We start from the raw sequence: 18,765 nt of genomic DNA on the forward strand, positions 1-18,765 counted from the left end.
CAGCGCATGGGTAGATAGAAACGCCCTTTTTTTGGTCATTTTTTGTATGTTTAGGTTGTTTATTCTTGAACATAGGTTAGACACCAAGGAGAAGTTATCCCTAGTGGAGAAGCCAAAGCGGTTGCCAAGAGTTTGAATAAAGTTTTAAACACAAAAGCAGCAGCCGAACTTAAAAAGCTTTTGAATAAAGAGCTAGACTTGATTGCGAATAGCGGTAAAAACTCAGCTAAGAATAGTAAGCATTTAATACCAATACAAAATATGTGGGATGATTTTACATATAAAGATTTACTAGAAGTACCGCCTACTAAAAAGCCTTGTTTTTTGGCAGGTACTTTAGTGAAAACAACTACTGGAAAAGTAGCAATAGAGGATGTTGTACCGGGTCAACAGGTGTATGCCTACAACTTTGCTTTAGATAAACTAGAAGTGAGAAGCGTAACCGAAACCTATAGAAATCACACGGAGGTTTATATTTGTATACAGACCCAAAACGGAAAGATAGAAGCCACAGGGAAGCATCAATTTTGGAATCCCCTAGAAAAAAAATGGATCATGGCTAATAGCTTAGAGGTCGGGATGAACTTATTAGATTCAAAAGGGCAGTATATTGTTATACAATCCCTTGAAATTAAAGCATCTATCGTACCTACGTATGACTTGGAAATTGAAGAACTTCACAACTACTATGTCGGAGAAGATGAGGTGCTAACCCACAATAAAAATAGAACTTCTACTTTTGCGAGTACAGAATTAATTAATGTTGAATTTTATGAAATTTTAGAGGAAAAGAAAGAAGGTATATACGTAGGACAGACGATTCAGGGGTTTGATACCCGATTTTCGCAACACCGAAGAGATCCTAAAAAAGCATTTTGGAGAAAAAAAATGGATGGAGTAGCAATAATTAGAATCAATGGTGAAAGAGGGCCTTTTAAAATGCCCCCTTATGAGGCCGCAGTTGTAGCGATGTATGAAATAAATACCAGAGGTGGTATTAGGAAAAACAACCAAGGACTTTACAATAAACAACGTCCAATTGGCAAGAAAAAATTTGAGTTGTTTAAAAAATTAGGAACCTTTAATCTTTGTAAGTTTTATGTGTAATTTAAATATTGAACAAAAATGAACTATCCAAAATTTATATTGAAAGACATCTATTGGTCTTTTTCAGAGGGTCGTATTGACAGCATTGATCTTTTCACAGAGGAAGTGGAGCAGTATTATAGAAGCATCTCTGCTAAAAAATTCCCTTTAAAATGGGATGATATTATTTTTAACTTCCCAGCAATTGAATTACAATATGTCAAGTATATTGATGATGAACCGGAAGAACCTTATGAGCTCGTTCGCGCAGATAATGGCGTCAACTTTACAGTTCGAGAATTATTTTATAAAACCCATAAAGTGGGTATTAATTTAGAAGATGATGATAATTGTTATTTTGAAGGCTTGATGCATTCAGGTGATGAAAATGAGGGAGTACCCATTTATTTTCTCATCACAGGGAGTTAATTGTTTTATGTGGTCTCTTGTAAGATCCATTTGTACTGTACAAGAGACCATGAAGCTATACGCGATCGATGATGCGCTGTTACTAAATCAATCGTATCATCCTTATCGGACAGCGCATGGGTAAATAGAAACGCCCTTTTTTATAGGTCATATTTTGTATATTTAGGTTGCATGTTGCTGAACATAGGTTAGCTACCAAGGAGAAGTTATCCCTAGTGGAGAAGCCAAAGCGGTTGCCAAGAGTTTGGATGAAGTTTGGAGTGTAAAAGAAATAGGTCTTAAGAATACTCTACAAAAATTGTTTGAAATAGTTCTTTTATAAGACAAGTTGCTCCAAAACAGAAGCTTTAGTTTCGGCGGGAGGACAGAACTCTGAATCAATAGTTAAGACATTCAGAATTAAAGGTAATCCAATTCCCAATCGACCAAGAGATAATCAGTCCATTAGAGCTAAAAGCTATAGTGAAAAATGGGGAAGCTTATAAACCCAATGAAATTTGCTATTGGAAGAAAATTTGCATTAGGTACAAAAGAAGGTGAAAAAGCCTTTCAAGCAAAAGCGTTAGAAATTGAAAAAAAGTATAATTTGCCAACTAAGTTTTAATAAAAATATAAAAAATAGGTGAAATTTCAAAATAACGATATACAAAAAGTGATCGTTATAAAAAAATCTTATTGGTAAAACAATTCCTCAAAACGTTCGACATCTTCTATAAAATTGTTCGATATTTGTCCCTTCGGGAGTACAAAACCCTAAACCTTGTTTAGGATTTTTTTTGCCCTTAAATTTGCGGCACTAAGGATTTTTACCTCCAAACAGCTTCCGACGAACTGTTGGTAAAACCCCAACCCATTCAACCGTCTTTTTACAGCTATCTATTCAATCGTTTTTTCCTCTATGTTATCATGAGTGCATTTGTTATCAGTCTAAAAGAAAATGGACAATTAAAATACACCTACAATTCCCGACGTGGTAAAACCATTTTAACCAGTATGGAATATTCCAGCAAGGAAGCGATACACGGTACGATTAACTTTCTTAAAAACAATTTTGAATTGGTATCGCTCTACAAGTTTAGGACGCCCAGTGGCAAATACTTCTTTAAAATCGCCATCGACCAAAACATCTACGCCACCAGCAGAAAATTCACCACAGAATTGCGTTTGATCAAAGGCATGGATGAGGTACGTCGGAATTTTATCGCTTCGGAAATACTCGACTTCTCTGTCGACATCTTTGCCAGTGCCGAAGAGGTCTTTGGCAAGGAAGACTAAACTCCCGCAATATAAAACAGCTCCTAGTGCTTACTCGGCGGCAAGTATGTATTTGTTGACGTGGTATCGCGTAACGGGTTTTAGGTGTTTTCCGGTTTCGGGATGTTCACCACCATAGCTAAAATATTCATAGACCCCTTGGTCGTTTTTACCATACCAAATGATCGCTTTGCCGTTTTTAAAAAAAACGGTCTCGGCCCCGACTTCCAACTTTTGAAAATGACGCAGCAAATGCTCCTGTACGGGGACTAACTTTCGGTAGGACGCAAATCCCAACGCGCGACTATTGCAATCAATCACTTCGTAGTGGTTGTCTTTCCAAAACATACAACTCGGTTCTTCCACCCCATATTTGTAAATCACCATTCCCCCAACCAATACTACCGACAAAATCAACGCATTAATCATCCAGTTTTTACTGCCAAGCGATCGATTCCAATCCGCTTTTAACAACAGCGGCTCTTCAACAGCAGCTCCGCGATTTGCTTCGGCTGTTGTGGATTGCCCTTCGTCTACGCCCTCCTCTTTATGGTCAAGGGCTTCTAAAAAAACTTCTTCTTTACCTTCCCAATCATCCCCAACAACTACCTCCTCTTCACTAACCGCAGCTGGCGCAATCGGCGCAATCGGCGCAATCGCAAGTGCAACAGCACTTCCCCCTCCTACTTTACGAAAATTGCTGTAGGGCCTATTTTCAAAGTCGGCCAATACCGCCAGCAGTTCCACTATAGTGGGATTGGGTTTTTCAGAGGAGCCCCGAATAAAATTTCTAACCGCTTTTAACTTTCCCAACTGAAATTGCCGAAAAGCACTGTCTATTCGATCCGATTTACCCGCTACTCTCGACAACTGAAAGAAGAGTTCAAATTGACGGCGATCGCTTTCCCTTTCTAGCGTCCAGTAAACTTGCTGGCACCAGTTTCTCAATTGGGCAGGAGAAGCGTTTAACCAAAGTCCCGCATCGGGACCTGATTTCGCTTTTTCAATCGCCATTTTCACTGCTTTGATATAGTCAGCAGAGGTAAACTTATTCATAAATCTTCATTTCGTTAGTAAGATTAAATGGGCAGCAACGGAATTGACACGGAACTTTCGGAATCTTCGGAATTTTCGGAACCCCATTGATACACTGCTACTTATACCTCATTTCTTTGCTTCAACAAATTTGGTTTTTGCTGCGGTTTGCTACCTCAACAAATGTACAAAACTAAATGAAGTAGGATTTGTGGGTTTCCTCATTTTGTAAAAGGGAAGTTACTTAATGCCCCTCACTTATACCGCTTCGCGCTTCCCTATTTATCGAGCTCGATTTTTTTTCAACCGCTTTTAAGGCCTTATAAACCTGATCGCAAAAAAAAATTAACCCATTAAATAGACGAAATAATGAAAAGAATATATGTGTTAGGTACGCTGATGTTGGTATTGGCCTCTGGACTATTCGTTTCTTGCGAAACGCCTGATGCCAGTGAGAGTCAGGAAATAAAGACAGAAATGGGCGATGCCGAAGGAGGCATCCCCATTAAAAAACCCGTAAGACCTCCGGTAAATCCCCCTATAACACCAAAAGGATAAAAGGACACTTCCATAGCAAGGACTCCCCCTCCTTGCTATTTTTACATCCGAGCACAGAGCCTTTTTCCAGCCCGTCTTTCCGCTGTGGTAAATTGCATTTTTTTTATGATCAAAAAACGATTACTTTCGAATCATGAAAAACGGAAGTGCTCTTTTACTGATTACTGCGATACTGTGCTGCCTGCTGTTTAGCGCTTGTGGTAAAACCAGCGATTCCGCCGCACTTGCACCCGCTGCGGCTTCGTCCCTAGCCTATGAGTACCAAAACAAGGCCGAAGCTTTTTTAGAACAACACCTCAACGACAGTGCGTATTACTATTTCCTACAGTCTAACCGGGAGTTATTGCGCTTAAGAGACTTTGAGAACCTGACTTATAACGCCATTCAAATTTCGGAAATCCAACTCTATTTGGGCGATGTACTGGGCGCAGAGGAAACCTGTACCGAGGCCTTAAAATACGCACCGGCCGATCAACCGACCTATTTAATTGCGATTTACAACAATATCGGACGCTGCTATCGGAAACTGTACAATTACGATTCGGCCATCGATTATTACGAAAAAGCCCTTAAGCTGGAAACCGACCCGCTACATCAGCTGATTATAAAAAACAATACCGCCTATACCTACCTCAAGAACAACCGCCCCAAACAAGCTATAGCCCTGCTCGACAGCTTGGTTCAAATACCGCTATTGCAACAGCATCCCCTACAATATGCCCGTACCCTGGACAATCTGGGAATCAGTCAATTTGAGGCAGACAACACAACGGGTTTAGAAGCCCTTAAACGCGCCTTAAACATTCGCGACTCCCTACGGTACGAACACGGTTTAATCGAGAGCTACGCCAACCTATCGCAGTATTACAGCGACAAAGACCGCAGCCTAGCCAACGCCTATGCCCTGCAGATGTATCGGCTGGCACAAAAGTTAAAGAATCCCGACGACGAGCTCAGTGCCCTCGCCCTATTATTAAAAAGCAGTGAAACGCCGAGTTTGCGCAACTGGTCTGAAAAATACATCGAACGCGCCAACACCATCAATCAAACCCATCAAACCGCCAAAAATCAATTTGCCAAAATCAAATACGACCACCAAAAAGAAACCGCCGAAAACCAAGAACTCAAAGCCAAAACCACCCAACAAGAACTCGACATCGCCAGAGAAACCAGTAGGAAGCAATTTCTGCTCTTTGTATTGCTCACCTTGGTGGCAGGAGTTTTCTGGTTTGTAAAAAGCAGCCGCCGCCGTCACAGCATCGAAAAGGCCAAGCAAGTTTATCTGACCGAAACCAACATTTCCAAAAAGATTCACGACGAACTCGCCAACGACATCTACAATATGGTTGCCTATTCCGAAAACTTTGACCTGGCGACCGAGACTCATAAAAACCGCTTGCTCAACGACCTCGAGAAAGCCTATAACAAAACCCGCAACATCTCGTCGGAATACGCCGCAGTTCGCTTTGGCGATGACTTTTCCAGTTACCTCAAAGGGCTACTGCAAGAATACCACGGCAGAGACACCAAAATCGTGTCGGTAGGCTTGGATGCCAAAGCGTGGAATAGCTTGTCGGAAATCAAGAAAATAGCGGTATACCGAGTCGTACAGGAACTGTTGATCAATATGAAGAAACACAGTAAAGCCACCTTGGTCAGCTTTCACTTTGAGCGCGTCAAAGGGCGCTTAAAAATCAGTTATTCCGACAACGGCACCGGTATCGTTAACGAAAAGTTAATTGCAAAAAATGGATTGACCAATGCGGAAACCCGCATCAAAGACATAGGCGGAAGTTTTATTTTTGAAACTGAAATCAATAAAGGATTGAAAATTTTTATAACCATTCCCACCTAACTATGTTTAAGAAAATATTAGTAGTAGAAGATATAGACAGCATTAGTCTCGGTGTAGTTACTATGCTTCAAGAACAAACCGATGCCGAGGTATTTCATTGCAAATACTGCGATGAGGCTTGGTTAAAAATCAAAAGCGCCGTTTTAAACAACGCCCCTTTTGATTTGCTGATCTCGGACTTATCCTTTACGCCCGACCATCGCGAAACGTCGATCAACCACGGAGAGGAATTAGTCAAAACCGTCAAGGAGCAGTATCCGGAAATCAAGGTCATGGTGTATTCGATTGAGAATCGCTTTGCCACGATAAAAAAACTGATTGACGACTGCGGCATCAACGCCTTTATCAGCAAGGGAAGAAACAGCATCAACGAGTTGAAAGCCGCTTTAACCACATTGGCTACGACGGACAACGTGGTGTTGTCGACGAATATTCAAGAGGTCTATCACAATCCGGAATTGGTAGAACTTCAAGAGGAAGACATCGTCATTTTACACCATTTGTCACAGGGTTTGAGTCAGGCTGAAATCAGCGCAATACTCAAAAAAAACGGTAGTTCTACCTCGAGTTTGAGCAGTGTAGAAAAACGCGTAAACAAACTCAAGGTATATTTCGATGCCAAAAACACGGTACATCTGATTAGCGTGTCCAAGGACTTGGGCTTGATTTAACAGCTATGTGATTGAAAATTTTAAAAGAACTGTTCCAAAGACCGTTCTTTTTTTTATAAAAAAAGTGAGCAAACTCGAAAGAATGCTCACTTTTTATTGATTCAAAATGGCCTAAGCGCCCATTTTTGCTATAAGTATGGGTTGCTAGGAAGCCGATTGCAATCGCTGCAGCAAGTTTTTGTTTAGGGCTTGTTCTGCATAGGCAGCATCTACGTGTAGCACGCCGATATCACTACTAGGCAGTTCATACATGGCATCGGTCAATATCGCTTCGCATAGCGAGCGCAATCCACGAGCACCCAATTTGTATTCCAAGGCTTTACCCACGATAAAATCCAGGGCTTCGTCGGAAATCGTAAAATCCACCTCGTCCATCTTAAACAATTTTTCGTATTGTTTGATCAAGGCATTTTTGGGTTCCGTCAAAATGGCTCTAAGCGTTTCTCTATCGAGAGGATCCATGTGCGTAAGCACGGGTAAACGCCCGATGATTTCCGGAATCAATCCAAAATCTTTGATGTCTTTTGGCGTGATATACTGCAACAAGTTCTCCTTGTCTACCAAGTCGCCATCCTTAGACGTTCCATAACCGACCGCTTGGAAATTCAAGCGCTTGGAAATGATTCTATCGATGCCGTCAAAGGCGCCACCGGCGATAAACAAGATGTCTTGAGTGTTGACCTCGACAAACTTTTGATCGGGATGCTTTCTACCCCCTTTTGGCGGTACATTAACCACGGTTCCTTCCAAGAGCTTGAGCAACGCCTGTTGCACCCCTTCACCAGAAACATCGCGGGTTATCGATGGGTTATCGCTTTTGCGGGCAATCTTATCGATCTCGTCTATAAAGACAATACCGCGCTCGGCTTTTTCCACATCGTAATCTGCCGCTTGTAGCAGTTTGGTTAAAATACCCTCTACGTCTTCTCCGACATAACCCGCTTCGGTCAGTACCGTAGCATCTACAATGGCCAAAGGCACATTGAGCATTCTGGCGATGGTTTTGGCCACGAGTGTTTTTCCCGTACCCGTTTGTCCCACCATGATGATGTTGCTCTTTTCGATTTCAACATCGTCGTCGTTATCCGCTTGTAAAAGGCGTTTGTAATGGTTGTAAACCGCTACAGACATCACTTTTTTGGTTTGATCCTGCCCGATGACATATTCGTCTAAAAAGGCGCGAATCTCCATGGGTTTTTTCAACAATACTTCCAGAGATAATCCGTCTTGACCGACTGCGCTGTTTTCTTCTAAAACAATGCCATAGCCCTGTTCAATACAACGATCACAAATATGCGCATCGATACCGGCAATCAGTATGTTGGTTTCTGATTTGGGTCGACCACAAAATGAGCATCTCATTTCCACTTTCGCCATATTATATAATTTCCAAAATTGATTCTTTATTTATTTTTTTGACCTGGTCAAAACCTCATCAATCATGCCGTATTCCTTGGCTTCTTGAGCGATCATCCAATAGTCTCTTTCACTGTCGGCATGTACTTTTTCAAAGGTTTGCCCGGAGTGTTCCGAAATGATTTGATACAATTCGTCTTTTAGTTTCAACATTTCGCGCAGGTTGATTTCCATATCGGTTGCTACCCCTTGAGCACCACCAGAAGGTTGGTGAATCATCACTCTAGAGTGTGGCAAAGCCGAGCGTTTTCCCTCTGCACCCGCGCATAAAAGCACTGCTCCCATAGAAGCCGCCATACCGGTACAAATCGTTGCTACATCGGGTTTGATAAACTGCATGGTGTCATAAATCCCCAAACCGGCGTAAACACTACCGCCTGGTGAGTTGATATAGATGCTGATATCCTTGGCGTTGTCCACACTTTCCAAGAACAACAACTGCGCTTGAATAATGTTGGCGACATAGTCGTCTACACCCGTTCCCAAAAATATAATTCTATCCATCATCAACCTTGAAAAAACATCCATAGAAGCGACGTTCATGTGGCGTTCTTCAATGATATATGGTGTCATGCTACCGACGATTTTATCGTAATACATACTGTTAATACCACGATGTTTTGTGGCGAATTTCTCAAATTCTTTACCGTAGTCCATAGTACTATTTTTTAAATTTTAAACTTTAAATACCTTCCAAAAAACAACTGTCTTACCCCGTGGAGAAAGACCTTCAAATATAGTTATTTTTTTTGGGATTAGATTGTCGTTCGTTTTGCTTTATAAAATGTTTATCAGAATTTTCGCTAGAAATTAGCAAAAGCAAAGCAGTGATTCCCCCTATATACCCCCTTAGTAACGGAGCGAAAAACAGTTTAGCCCCGAATTACACTGCTGGTGTAGCTCGAGAGAAACGGCAACAAAAAACGCCTGAACTATAAACTAGACAGGCGTTTTTTACCAATATTATAATGTTTCGGTTTATTCTCCGTACATTTCTTTGATAAAATCTTTGTAAGAAACTTCTTTGGATTTGGCGGCAACTTTTTCGTTGAACAAAGCCATCATCTTGTCGTTCATCACTTGTTCAGAAATACGTCTTACCTCTTCTTGGTTAGACATCACTCTTGCCACGATGTTTTCCACATCCGCAGCTTCCGGTTCTAACTGACCGAATTGAGCCATTTGCTTTTTGATCAAATCCGTAGTAAAAGCCTTTACTTCTTCAAAGTTAATTTGAAGGTCGTTTTCAGCGATTATCTTTCCTTCGATCAATTGGTAACGCAAGCCCTTTTCCGATTTGCTGTACTCCTCTTCTGCCTCTTCTGCAGTCAAAGGTGTTTCGCCTGCGGTTTGCATCCACTTCTTTAAAAACGTCGCTGGAAGTTCAAAAGTCGTCGTTTCGATTACGTGCTCGATTACGTCGTTCATGAATTTTTGATCCGCTTGAGAAACGAATTGTTTCTCTGCATCCTCTTTGATTTTCACTTTCAATTCCTCCAAGCTAGACACCGCGCCTTCTCCAAACAATTTGTCGAAAAGCTCTTGGTTTAACTCCGCTTTTTCAGTGGTGTTGATTTCCGTGATTGTAAAAACCACATCTACTTCCAAACCGTGAACCGCATCGTGGTCTACTTTTAAGAAGTCCATCAATTTATGGTCGTCGTCAAAAAGTCCTTTGGTATTTACCGTTACGGTATCCCCTACTTTTTTTCCGATGAATTTCTTTTGGTTGGTCTTTGTTCTAAAGGCATCAACGTTAATAGTTACTTCGCTATTAATACCCGCTTCTTCATTGACAAAAACGCCTGCCATATCATCGCCTTCAGCAACGACTTCTTTCGAAATCAATTTGCCGTATTGTTTTTGGATGTACTCCACTTGTTCGTCAAGCATCGCTTCATCTGCCACAACGGTATATTTTGTAATCTTATTTTTCGTGGTTAAGTCAACAGTAAACTCAGGAGCCAATCCCAACTCGAAATCAAATTTCAAAGTATCTGCTTCCCAATCGAAGTTCTCGGTAACTCTTGGAAGGGGATTCCCCAACAAGTCCAATTTTTCTTCTACCAAGTAAGCATTTAGCTTTTCTTGCAAAACTTTATTCACTTCTTCAAACAATACGGGTTTACCATATTGCTTTACAATTAAGCTCATCGGTACCGCACCTTTTCTGAATCCAGGAACATTAGCATTTTTTCTATAGTTTGCCAATACTTGATCCACATTACCTTGGTAATCTTCTTTTGCAAGCTCAACAGTAACGATGGCGTTAAGCGCGTCTACATTATTTCTTGTAATATTCATTTTTGTGTTTTTTTACATACTAAAATTGGGTTGCAAAAATAATTATTTTATGCAACCCAACCAAGTTTTTAACTAATTGTATTTCAATTAATAAAAAATTTATTTTATTAGGCTTCTTTTTTATCCAAAAAGCCGTTGAGTATCGATTGAACAAACGTTAAAACGATACTGAATAACAGTGCTGCCCAAAAGCCGTTGACGTGAAACCCGTTGACAAAGTACGAGGCCAACAAAATAATTACGGCGTTTATCACGAATAAAAACAATCCCAAAGTAATCAAGGTAGCTGGTAGTGTCAAAAAGACCAACAAAGGCTTTAAAAACATGTTTAACAAACCCAAAACTACCGCTACCCATAAGCCGGTAGTAAACCCATCTACAGCCACACCGGGTAATATGTTTGCCAAAAGCACGACGATCAAGGTCGTCACTAATAATCTTATTATAAATTTCATATATCGCTAGGGTTTAAAATTTAGGTCTTACGGCTCGGCCGCTTAATTGTTATTCGGCAAAAGCGTTGGACCGGAATAGGTAGCCGGATTCACCAACGGAATTTTTGATTTGTAATGCATATTGATCGTTTGTAGAATTTCGTTGGCTACGAAGGCATAACCACGAGCATTCAAGTGTACGCCATCCAAAGAAAACATTACGGTACTCAAATTCCCCAATCCCTTAAAGTAATCGGCGGTATAGATTTGTCCGTCTTCGGCTCTCAATCCGGATACCGCTTTATTCAGAACGGCATTCATATCGACTACAGCCAAATTTTTAGAGGCTGCTGCAGCTTTGATGATTTCGTTGAAATCGATGGTTGCCTTTTTAGCAATGGCGATTTCGTCTTTGCTCAACACCCATTGATCAGCCAAGGGCACAGAAACGCCATTGAGTTTAGTGGGATCTTCACCTACCGGTTTTCCGATGACTGACTGTGAAGTCAACACCAACAAATCTTCAGCCGTAGCCTGTCTGTAATTGGGCAAGCCCATAGCGCTTAGGTTGGTCAAAAACTTATCTTCGATCACCACGGCATTTTTACCGGCTACAAACTTAATCGTTCGTTGCGTCACTTCTTCTTGAGTCAGTGCACCTGCTCCTAAAGCCATTGCTAAACCGCCGTTATACTGGGCATAACCCGCATTTAAGGCAGCGGCATTTGCCGCATCTAAGGGCACCGGATTATAGGGAACTGTGGTAAAAAAAGGAATAGCCGTCACATCCGGAATCGTTGCCACCACACCTTTAGCGCCTTTAGAGGTCAATACTTCTATGATTTTCTCATAGGATTCTTTAAAAACCGACAAGGTCGTGATATCATTAGCACCGACTCCCGATACAGCACCGACACCACCGCTGGTGGAATACGACAAAACATCGTTGTTTCCAATCCAGTTGGTAAAGAAGGTCGGATTGAGACTCATCGCATCATCCAATACGCTAACCGTAGGAGAAGTGGCCTGACGCACGAAATACGGATTTGCCGTACCGCTTATGATCCCGCTCACATTTCCATAATTCGGCAACAGCAAGTGAAAGGATTTCGCATTGGGAATCCCCATATTATTGTAGGCTTTGGCCTGCAACTTGGATATCTCTATGGTCGGAGTTCCCTTTAAGTTTTCCGGTGAACCCGTTGCCATATTAATAATCAATCGCGTACCCGCCACTGGAGCACCTCCAAAGAGTAAGCCCCCTAAATTATTGGTATCATCGGCATAGCTCGGCTGGGTAAAAACACCTCCGCCCACTACGGCAAACTGTTTGGAAAGGATGTTTGGAAAGGAGTTTTCTTGACCGCTTTTAAAAACGGTTCCATCCATAAATCCGGCAGTCAAGGAATTTCCCAGGGCTACATAAGTACTGAAGTCTGCTTCACCGCTGCTGTAAATCCCATTGTCCACTTCATTGTCGAAAGACGGCTCGCAACTCGCCAGGGCTAGAGCCAAGGCAGGGAGTATATATAAATATCTATTTTTCATCATTTTTCATTTATAAATTAAAAACTATAAGACAATCCCAAACCGGCAGCAAATACACTTGTCAAGTAGGTACCTCCAAAGGTAACAGGGGTTCCGTCTTCGATAAAATGGTCGTAAGAGCTGTTGGTTTCACTAAAGTGAAGATAGGATACCGATACATCTACACCGAAGTTTTTGTTGATTTTATAAGTAAAACCACCAGTATAAGCTCTGGAATCATTACGGGGTGTTTCCGGTGCAAAATAACCTTCTTGCACGGGGCTTTCGTCGAAATACCAACCCGCTCTCAAAGACAATTTATCCGAGGCCGTATATTGCAACCCCAAACGGTAAGTACTGGAATCCTTGTAGTTTCTGGCATTGACAGAGCTTGGTGTGCCGTTGTTAAAGTCGATTACCAAGGCGTCATAAGCCCTCCAATAGGTTCTGTTGTAATCGAAAGCAAACAACCACTTATCCATTTTATAAGAGAAACCAGCGGTTAATTCTGCCGGTAAAGGCATGTCTGCGTTAAAGGTGGTATTGGTATAGGTTCCCTGTGCAAAAGCGGGTAAATCGTAGAAAGTTGCATCGCCGTCTTTGGCTTCCATCACAATTTTAGAGCGGTAATTCAATCCCATTCTAAAATCCTCGGTCAAGCTCACCAAGAAACCGGCGGTATATCCCCAAGCGTGTACGTTTTTCGCATCGATGGTCACGTTGGAACGGTTGCCTTGTTCATTGGTCATGCTTCGGGTAAGGTTTCTGTTGAACTCTACCGAACCGTTTACATAAATGGGTCCCCCACCAAAACTGAAGTGGTCGCTCAACTTAAAAGCGATGGTCGGCTGAAAGTAAAACGCCTTTAAATCGATATTGTTGACCAAGTGTGAGCCCTGCCAATCCTTATCCCAATCTACTGCACTCCCATAGGGGGTATATATCGCTAGACCGGCAGAAATCCAGTCGTTGATTTTTGCTGTTCCGTAAAAATACATGGGTGTACCCACATTTCTGGTGCTGTTGGTCCAGTTGTAAATGTCGTTTTGGAATTTAGTATCTGCTATTAAAGCAGTAGCGCCAGCAGAGAAATTATACCTATCTTCCAAGTACACCATACCTGCGGGGTTAAAAAACATTGTTTCTGCATTTCCAATCACCGCGACGCCGGTATGCCCCATTGCCAATTGCCTTTGCCCTTGCATACTTACGCGATAACCACCTGCAAAAGCAGAGGACGCAATAAGAGACAACAAGGTTACTGATAAAAGTCTTCTAATCATGATTTTCTAGTATTTTGCATTATTGTTACTCTCAAATTTAGCATATTTTACGAATTTTACAAGTAATTTACAGTATTTTTTTACCTTATTGTTTAGCGGACCGGCTTTAATGCAAAAAGAGCGAAAATTTCGCTCTTTTTTTAACAATATTTCTATTAAAAATTTTCAATTATAAGAATTGCTCTACGGCATTCTGAAATTCCATCGGTTTCTCGGCATGTACCCAGTGGCCGGCATCGGCTATAGTCATTAGGGTAGCCTGAGGAAAATGCTGTAAAATCAGCGGCAAATCCCCATCCTGTATATAGTTCGAACGGCCGCCTCTTATAAACAATACCGGCCCCTGATAGGCCTCTCCGGCAGCCAAGGCTTCGCCCACCGCTTCGGGATTTTGATTAAAGGCCTGTAAGTTAAAACGGAAATCCAATTGTCCCGGTTCTTTCCAATAGAGGTTCTTCATCAAAAACATTCTGGTCGACACCTCCGGTATATGGGGCAACAATATGGCCTCCACATCGGAACGCGAAGGTTTCACCGAAAAATCAACGGCATTCAACGCGGTCAATATATCCTGATGATGGGGAGGATAATACTTGGGACCGATGTCTACAATAAGCAGTTTAGACACCTTATCCGGGTATAGTACCGCAAACTTCATCGCGACTTTACCCCCCATAGAATGCCCCAAAACCACGGCTTCCCCGAGCTGATTGGCCTCGAAATATTCCGCGACGTCCGCGACCATTAAATCATAAGAAAACGCAGCGGAATGAAAGCTCCTCCCGTGATTTCTCATATCCAACAAATGAATTTCATAGCCCTTTTCAGCTAAATGAGTTCCAAAGCTCTTCCAATTGTCCGACATGCCCAAATAGCCGTGGATAATTACCAACGGAATACCCGTTCCCTCAATTTTTGAAAAAATCATATTACGATAGTTATTGCAATTTATTAATATACATATTCACCACATTTTCCAAGCCCATATACAGGGATTCCGCTATAAGCGCATGACCGATAGACACCTCTAGAAGTCCGGGAATGTGTTGTTTAAAAAAGGCGATGTTCTCCAAGCTCAAATCGTGTCCGGCATTGATGCCCAAACCCAATTGCTGAGCCAAGAGCGCCGCTTGAACATACGGCTCTATAGCGCGCTCATTGCCCCGACCGTACTGCAAGGCAAACTCTTCGGTATACAACTCAATGCGGTCTGCTCCGGTTTCCCGAGCGCCTTCGATCATCGACAAAACCGGATCGACAAAGATGGAACTGCGAATGCCCTTTAATTTGCACTCGGCAATCACCTCTGTTAAAAAAGCCTTGTTTTTGACGGTATCCCAACCGGCATTAGAAGTTAAAGCGTCCACGGCATCGGGCACTAGCGTAACCTGTGTGGGCATGGTTTCAAAAACCAAGTCCATAAAGCGGTCTTTGGGATTGCCCTCGATATTGAATTCCGTATAGACCACAGCCACCAAATCGCGGGCATCCTGGTATTTGATATGCCGCTCATCCGGTCTTGGATGAATGGTGACCCCTTGCGCACCAAATCGCTGAACATCAGCGGCCACCTTTAACAAATCGGGAACATTTCCTCCACGCGAATTTCTAAGGGTTGCTATTTTATTGATGTTTACAGATAATTTTGTCATGACAAATTGGTTTTAAAAACAAAAATACAAAGTATAATGAAGCACTATTGGTTTATTTTTGATTATTTTGCACGGTATTAAAGCGCGAACCATGAACAAAGCAGCAACACCGACGATACAGCAACACCTTCCCTTTGGCTTAAACACCACCCAAGCCGAGGCCAAAGCGTTCTTGGAAACCCATGCCCTCACGCACTATCCCGTAGTCGAGGCCAGGGCTTATATCGGCAGTGTGCTAGCCGAAGACGTATTCGTACTCGAATCCCAACAAACCCTAGAGGTGTTAAAACACGATTTAGAACCCTTTGCCATCAGTCCACAAGACAAGGGATTCGACATCTTGGAGCAATGTGCCCAGCACCAAACCAATATGGTGCCCATCGTAGACGCTCAAAAACACTATATCGGCTACTACCGCTATGAGGATTTAATGGACTTTTTTTCCAATACCCCATTTTTCTCCGAACGCGCCATTACCCTTATCATTGAGAAAGACCATCAGAAATACAGCTTTAGTGAAATCAGCCATATCGTCGAAAGCAATCACTCAACGCTGTTGGGTTTATACATCGCCGGAACAACCGACAACACCACGGAAATACTTTTAAAGATCAATTCCGACAACATCAATGAGGTGATTCAGGCTTTTCGCAGATACGATTACGAAATCCTATCCAACCACAGCGAAGACGCCTATAACAACGAACTGCAAGAGCGTTCCGAATACCTCAATAAATACCTCAATATATAACAACCCCGGATTATTGCATCCGTGCAATGAACAGGAAATGCCCTATAACCGTTAAAAAAGAAAGTTGACTATGAAATTTGCCATTTACGGACGAAGCTGCCAAGCGATTACCAAAGATATTATCGACCGAATGATGTGCGTTTTAGACAAACACCATTCTACCGTAGTATTCGAGGATGCCTATTACCAATTGCTCTTAGACAATAACATACTAGAAGACGTCTACGACACCTTTAGTGAAAAGAGAGACTTGGACCAAACCTATGATTTTTTTATCGGTATAGGCGGCGACGGAACCCTGTTGCGGGCGGCAAATTTTGTAAAGAGCAAGAACATTCCCATTTTGGGTATTAATGCGGGTAGACTGGGCTTCCTTGCCAACATTCAACAAGACGCTATCGAAGACTTATTGCCGCTGTTGTTTACCAAACAATACAAACTCTCGAGACGCTCGTTGCTCAGTTTGGATTGCGAACCCGACCAGTGTTCGATATTCGAGATGAATTTTGCCCTCAATGAGATTACGGTTTCGCGAAAGGACACCACCTCGATGATTACCATAGAAACCTATCTCAACAACGACTACCTCGCTTCGTATTGGGCAGACGGTTTGATTATCTCGACCCCTACGGGTTCGACGGGATATTCGTTGAGTTGTGGCGGCCCGATCATCACGCCCGAAACGGCCTGTCTGATCATCACCCCCATAGCACCACACAATTTAAATGTGCGCCCGCTAATCATCAGCGACGACACCCGCATCAAATTGAAAGTATCCAGTAGAGAACCGCAGTTTTTGGTCTCCTTGGATTCCGGAACCCAAGCCGTAGCCAACGAAACCGAGATCCACATCTCCAAGGCACCCTTTACGATTAACATGGTCGAATTTCCCGGACAGCTCTTTTTAAAAACCCTGAGAAACAAATTGCTTTGGGGAGAAGATAAAAGAAATTAATATCTATTTTTATACTTTCGAGTGATAAAAATCGTTTTAAAAAAATCAATGGTAAAAAAAACGCACATAAAAAAGGGATATTGCGGTTTTTAAAACTCTATATTAGTATATTTGCAACCTATTTTAACAAAATGACCCGAACTCTAGTAACTTTTTTAATGCTTTTTTGCATTAGCACGATAAGCGCTCAAATCCACGAAGTTGGCTTGAGCATAGGCGGCGCCAATTACGTTGGAGACGTAGGGTCAACGCAATACATCGCGCCCAAAGACATGGGCTATGGACTGGTTTACCGTTGGAATAGAAGTCCGCGTCACTCTTTTAGATTCAGTTACACCCAGCTCAAGATTAGTGCCGACGATGCCAAATCGGATATGGGCAGTAGAAAAAAGCGGGGTTATGCCTTTAAAAACAACCTCAAAGAGATTTCTTTGGGAATGGAATTCAACTTTTTTGAATTTGACCTTCACGAGCCTGGTTTTGCCGCCACTCCGTATTTATACAGCGGATTAGTCGGTTTTGAACACGACGAGTTTTACTTTAAAAAGGGCAAGTTATACGAAGATGGAAAAGACTTTTCCATGGCGATTCCCATCGTTGCCGGATTTAAGGCACGACTCGGCGATCGATTAATCATCAGTGCAGAAATAGGCGCCCGATATACCTTTACAGATAATCTCGATGGGAGCTCCGCCAGCGACCCTGCCTTCGAGTCCTATAATTTCGGAAAGAAGAACAACAAAGACTGGTATTTTTTTAGCGGCCTTTCCCTGACCTATACTTTCGGAAAAAACCCTTGTTATTGTACACCTTAATGAATTTGATTGAACAAATAAATCCCGCCACACTCCCCAACCACCTCGCTATCATTATGGACGGCAATGGCAGATGGGCCAAGCAAAAAGGTTTTCTTAGAATCATCGGCCACGAAAACGGGGCCAAAAGCGTGCGTACCACGGTGGAAACCTGTGCTAAATTGGGCATCAAAAACCTCACTTTATACGCCTTTTCTACCGAAAACTGGAACCGCCCTAAACTCGAAGTAGACGCTTTGATGAAACTGTTGGTCAAATCCCTAAAAAAAGAGCTCAAAACCTTCGTTAAAAACGAAATTGCCCTGAATGCTATCGGCAATTTATCCAATCTGCCCAAGTCGGTACACCACGAACTCCTAGAGGTTATGGACAAGACAAAAAACAACGGCAAGATGACTTTAACCCTGGCTTTAAGCTACGGATCCCGAGAGGAAATAATCCATGCGACCAAGCAAATATGCGATAAAGTTAAAAATAATATAATTTCAATAAGCGATATTGATGAATCAATTATTAATGAGCATCTTTACACGCATAATTTACCCGACGTAGACCTTGTAATCAGGACAAGCGGCGAACAGCGTATCAGCAATTTCTTACTTTGGCAAATTGCCTACGCTGAATTTTATTTTACAGAAGTGCTATGGCCCGACTTTACACAAGATCATCTCTGCCAAGCCCTGATTAGTTATCAAAATAGAGAACGAAGATTTGGAAAAACAAGTGAACAAATTAAATAA

The 18,765-nt window shown here is 42.1% G+C and carries 20 protein-coding genes; 11 read left to right on the top strand and 9 right to left on the bottom strand.

The genetic code is table 11. From position 1 onward, the window contains the following. The first annotated feature begins 132 nt into the window (after nucleotides 1–132). The 4 genes from ACQZ43_RS01005 to ACQZ43_RS01020 all read left to right on the top strand — a co-directional run bounded on the left by ACQZ43_RS01005 (nucleotide 133) and on the right by ACQZ43_RS01020 (nucleotide 2,790). The gene (locus ACQZ43_RS01005) at nucleotides 133–1,107 is read left to right on the top strand and encodes a polymorphic toxin-type HINT domain-containing protein (protein ID WP_430613963.1); all 975 of its coding nucleotides are present in this window, start codon (nucleotides 133–135) and stop codon (nucleotides 1,105–1,107) included. A gap of 18 nt (nucleotides 1,108–1,125) precedes the next feature. Continuing rightward, nucleotides 1,126–1,515 (top strand): hypothetical protein, encoded by a 390-nt coding sequence (locus tag ACQZ43_RS01010; protein WP_430613959.1) that lies wholly within the window; start codon nucleotides 1,126–1,128, stop codon nucleotides 1,513–1,515. Nucleotides 1,516–1,984: 469 nt separating this feature from the next. Beyond that, nucleotides 1,985–2,119, top strand: coding sequence for a hypothetical protein (locus ACQZ43_RS01015; RefSeq protein ID WP_430613964.1), 135 nt, complete (start codon nucleotides 1,985–1,987; stop codon nucleotides 2,117–2,119). Between the two features lie 302 nt (nucleotides 2,120–2,421). Then, a complete protein-coding gene (locus ACQZ43_RS01020) occupies nucleotides 2,422–2,790 on the top strand; it encodes a hypothetical protein (RefSeq protein ID WP_430613965.1) in 369 nt (122 codons plus the stop codon). A gap of 30 nt (nucleotides 2,791–2,820) precedes the next feature. On the opposite strand, the gene ACQZ43_RS01025 is transcribed toward ACQZ43_RS01020, so the two are convergent. Continuing rightward, nucleotides 2,821–3,825 carry a hypothetical protein gene (locus ACQZ43_RS01025; RefSeq protein ID WP_430613966.1) on the bottom strand — a complete coding sequence of 335 codons (1,005 nt, stop codon included), beginning with the start codon at nucleotides 3,823–3,825 and terminating at the stop codon, nucleotides 2,821–2,823. 348 nt (nucleotides 3,826–4,173) lie between these two features. Between ACQZ43_RS01025 and ACQZ43_RS01030 the strand changes: the two genes are divergently transcribed. The 3 genes from ACQZ43_RS01030 to ACQZ43_RS01040 all read left to right on the top strand — a co-directional run bounded on the left by ACQZ43_RS01030 (nucleotide 4,174) and on the right by ACQZ43_RS01040 (nucleotide 6,888). Next, nucleotides 4,174–4,362 carry a hypothetical protein gene (locus ACQZ43_RS01030; RefSeq protein ID WP_430613967.1) on the top strand — a complete coding sequence of 63 codons (189 nt, stop codon included), beginning with the start codon at nucleotides 4,174–4,176 and terminating at the stop codon, nucleotides 4,360–4,362. Nucleotides 4,363–4,495: 133 nt separating this feature from the next. Further along, complete coding sequence (locus tag ACQZ43_RS01035) at nucleotides 4,496–6,217, top strand: tetratricopeptide repeat protein (protein WP_430613968.1); 1,722 nt, start codon at nucleotides 4,496–4,498, stop codon at nucleotides 6,215–6,217. Between the two features lie 2 nt (nucleotides 6,218–6,219). Next, on the top strand, nucleotides 6,220–6,888 hold the full coding sequence (locus ACQZ43_RS01040) for a DNA-binding response regulator (RefSeq protein ID WP_430613969.1): 669 nt from the start codon (nucleotides 6,220–6,222) through the stop codon (nucleotides 6,886–6,888). A gap of 144 nt (nucleotides 6,889–7,032) precedes the next feature. Here ACQZ43_RS01040 and clpX read toward each other — a convergent pair whose 3' ends face one another. The 8 genes from clpX to ACQZ43_RS01080 form a co-directional block, all read right to left on the bottom strand. Continuing rightward, nucleotides 7,033–8,265, bottom strand: coding sequence for an ATP-dependent Clp protease ATP-binding subunit ClpX (gene clpX, locus ACQZ43_RS01045; protein WP_430613971.1), 1,233 nt, complete (start codon nucleotides 8,263–8,265; stop codon nucleotides 7,033–7,035). 30 nt (nucleotides 8,266–8,295) lie between these two features. Further along, a complete protein-coding gene (gene clpP / locus ACQZ43_RS01050) occupies nucleotides 8,296–8,961 on the bottom strand; it encodes an ATP-dependent Clp endopeptidase proteolytic subunit ClpP (protein ID WP_430613972.1) in 666 nt (221 codons plus the stop codon). Nucleotides 8,962–9,282: 321 nt separating this feature from the next. Next, nucleotides 9,283–10,608, bottom strand: coding sequence for a trigger factor (tig, locus tag ACQZ43_RS01055; RefSeq protein WP_430613973.1), 1,326 nt, complete (start codon nucleotides 10,606–10,608; stop codon nucleotides 9,283–9,285). Between the two features lie 107 nt (nucleotides 10,609–10,715). Next, nucleotides 10,716–11,063: a phage holin family protein gene (locus ACQZ43_RS01060; RefSeq protein WP_430613975.1), complete on the bottom strand. Its 348-nt coding sequence runs from the start codon at nucleotides 11,061–11,063 to the stop codon at nucleotides 10,716–10,718. Nucleotides 11,064–11,105: 42 nt separating this feature from the next. Then, entirely contained in the window at nucleotides 11,106–12,590 is a 1,485-nt protein-coding gene (locus tag ACQZ43_RS01065) for an SGNH/GDSL hydrolase family protein (protein WP_430615560.1), read from the bottom strand. A 17-nt stretch (nucleotides 12,591–12,607) separates the two neighbouring features. Next, on the bottom strand, nucleotides 12,608–13,852 hold the full coding sequence (locus tag ACQZ43_RS01070; RefSeq protein WP_430613976.1) for an OmpP1/FadL family transporter: 1,245 nt from the start codon (nucleotides 13,850–13,852) through the stop codon (nucleotides 12,608–12,610). 169 nt (nucleotides 13,853–14,021) lie between these two features. Then, nucleotides 14,022–14,780, bottom strand: coding sequence for an alpha/beta fold hydrolase (locus ACQZ43_RS01075; RefSeq protein ID WP_430613977.1), 759 nt, complete (start codon nucleotides 14,778–14,780; stop codon nucleotides 14,022–14,024). 10 nt (nucleotides 14,781–14,790) lie between these two features. After that, nucleotides 14,791–15,504 carry a pyridoxine 5'-phosphate synthase gene (locus ACQZ43_RS01080; RefSeq protein WP_430613978.1) on the bottom strand — a complete coding sequence of 238 codons (714 nt, stop codon included), beginning with the start codon at nucleotides 15,502–15,504 and terminating at the stop codon, nucleotides 14,791–14,793. Nucleotides 15,505–15,595: 91 nt separating this feature from the next. On the opposite strand from ACQZ43_RS01080, the gene ACQZ43_RS01085 reads away from it, so the two are divergent. The 4 genes from ACQZ43_RS01085 (at nucleotide 15,596) to ACQZ43_RS01100 (ending at nucleotide 18,765) form a co-directional block, all read left to right on the top strand. After that, nucleotides 15,596–16,255 (top strand): acetoin utilization protein acuB, encoded by a 660-nt coding sequence (locus ACQZ43_RS01085; protein WP_430613979.1) that lies wholly within the window; start codon nucleotides 15,596–15,598, stop codon nucleotides 16,253–16,255. A gap of 70 nt (nucleotides 16,256–16,325) precedes the next feature. After that, nucleotides 16,326–17,210: an NAD kinase gene (locus ACQZ43_RS01090; protein ID WP_430613980.1), complete on the top strand. Its 885-nt coding sequence runs from the start codon at nucleotides 16,326–16,328 to the stop codon at nucleotides 17,208–17,210. 131 nt (nucleotides 17,211–17,341) lie between these two features. Further along, nucleotides 17,342–18,025 (top strand): DUF6089 family protein, encoded by a 684-nt coding sequence (locus ACQZ43_RS01095; protein ID WP_430613981.1) that lies wholly within the window; start codon nucleotides 17,342–17,344, stop codon nucleotides 18,023–18,025. Beyond that, nucleotides 18,025–18,765, top strand: coding sequence for an isoprenyl transferase (locus tag ACQZ43_RS01100; protein ID WP_430613982.1), 741 nt, complete (start codon nucleotides 18,025–18,027; stop codon nucleotides 18,763–18,765). Before ACQZ43_RS01095 ends, ACQZ43_RS01100 begins: the two co-directional genes overlap by 1 nt.

This window comes from Flavobacterium sp. JP2137 (genome assembly GCF_050562195.1).
Classification (GTDB): domain Bacteria; phylum Bacteroidota; class Bacteroidia; order Flavobacteriales; family Flavobacteriaceae; genus Flavobacterium.

What these genes read in the sequence shown, in the direction of transcription:
- ACQZ43_RS01010 (WP_430613959.1), top strand. Translation starts at nt 1,126, where the DNA reads ATGAACTATCCAAAATTTATATTGAAAGACATCTATTGGTCTTTTTCA.
- ACQZ43_RS01015 (WP_430613964.1), top strand. Translation starts at nt 1,985, where the DNA reads ATGGGGAAGCTTATAAACCCAATGAAATTTGCTATTGGAAGAAAATTT.
- ACQZ43_RS01020 (WP_430613965.1), top strand. Translation starts at nt 2,422, where the DNA reads ATGAGTGCATTTGTTATCAGTCTAAAAGAAAATGGACAATTAAAATAC.
- ACQZ43_RS01025 (WP_430613966.1), bottom strand. Translation starts at nt 3,825, where the DNA reads ATGAATAAGTTTACCTCTGCTGACTATATCAAAGCAGTGAAAATGGCG.
- ACQZ43_RS01030 (WP_430613967.1), top strand. Translation starts at nt 4,174, where the DNA reads ATGAAAAGAATATATGTGTTAGGTACGCTGATGTTGGTATTGGCCTCT.
- ACQZ43_RS01035 (WP_430613968.1), top strand. Translation starts at nt 4,496, where the DNA reads ATGAAAAACGGAAGTGCTCTTTTACTGATTACTGCGATACTGTGCTGC.
- ACQZ43_RS01040 (WP_430613969.1), top strand. Translation starts at nt 6,220, where the DNA reads ATGTTTAAGAAAATATTAGTAGTAGAAGATATAGACAGCATTAGTCTC.
- clpX (WP_430613971.1), bottom strand. Translation starts at nt 8,265, where the DNA reads ATGGCGAAAGTGGAAATGAGATGCTCATTTTGTGGTCGACCCAAATCA.
- clpP (WP_430613972.1), bottom strand. Translation starts at nt 8,961, where the DNA reads ATGGACTACGGTAAAGAATTTGAGAAATTCGCCACAAAACATCGTGGT.
- tig (WP_430613973.1), bottom strand. Translation starts at nt 10,608, where the DNA reads ATGAATATTACAAGAAATAATGTAGACGCGCTTAACGCCATCGTTACT.
- ACQZ43_RS01060 (WP_430613975.1), bottom strand. Translation starts at nt 11,063, where the DNA reads ATGAAATTTATAATAAGATTATTAGTGACGACCTTGATCGTCGTGCTT.
- ACQZ43_RS01065 (WP_430615560.1), bottom strand. Translation starts at nt 12,590, where the DNA reads ATGAAAAATAGATATTTATATATACTCCCTGCCTTGGCTCTAGCCCTG.
- ACQZ43_RS01070 (WP_430613976.1), bottom strand. Translation starts at nt 13,852, where the DNA reads ATGATTAGAAGACTTTTATCAGTAACCTTGTTGTCTCTTATTGCGTCC.
- ACQZ43_RS01075 (WP_430613977.1), bottom strand. Translation starts at nt 14,780, where the DNA reads ATGATTTTTTCAAAAATTGAGGGAACGGGTATTCCGTTGGTAATTATC.
- ACQZ43_RS01080 (WP_430613978.1), bottom strand. Translation starts at nt 15,504, where the DNA reads ATGACAAAATTATCTGTAAACATCAATAAAATAGCAACCCTTAGAAAT.
- ACQZ43_RS01085 (WP_430613979.1), top strand. Translation starts at nt 15,596, where the DNA reads ATGAACAAAGCAGCAACACCGACGATACAGCAACACCTTCCCTTTGGC.
- ACQZ43_RS01090 (WP_430613980.1), top strand. Translation starts at nt 16,326, where the DNA reads ATGAAATTTGCCATTTACGGACGAAGCTGCCAAGCGATTACCAAAGAT.
- ACQZ43_RS01095 (WP_430613981.1), top strand. Translation starts at nt 17,342, where the DNA reads ATGACCCGAACTCTAGTAACTTTTTTAATGCTTTTTTGCATTAGCACG.
- ACQZ43_RS01100 (WP_430613982.1), top strand. Translation starts at nt 18,025, where the DNA reads ATGAATTTGATTGAACAAATAAATCCCGCCACACTCCCCAACCACCTC.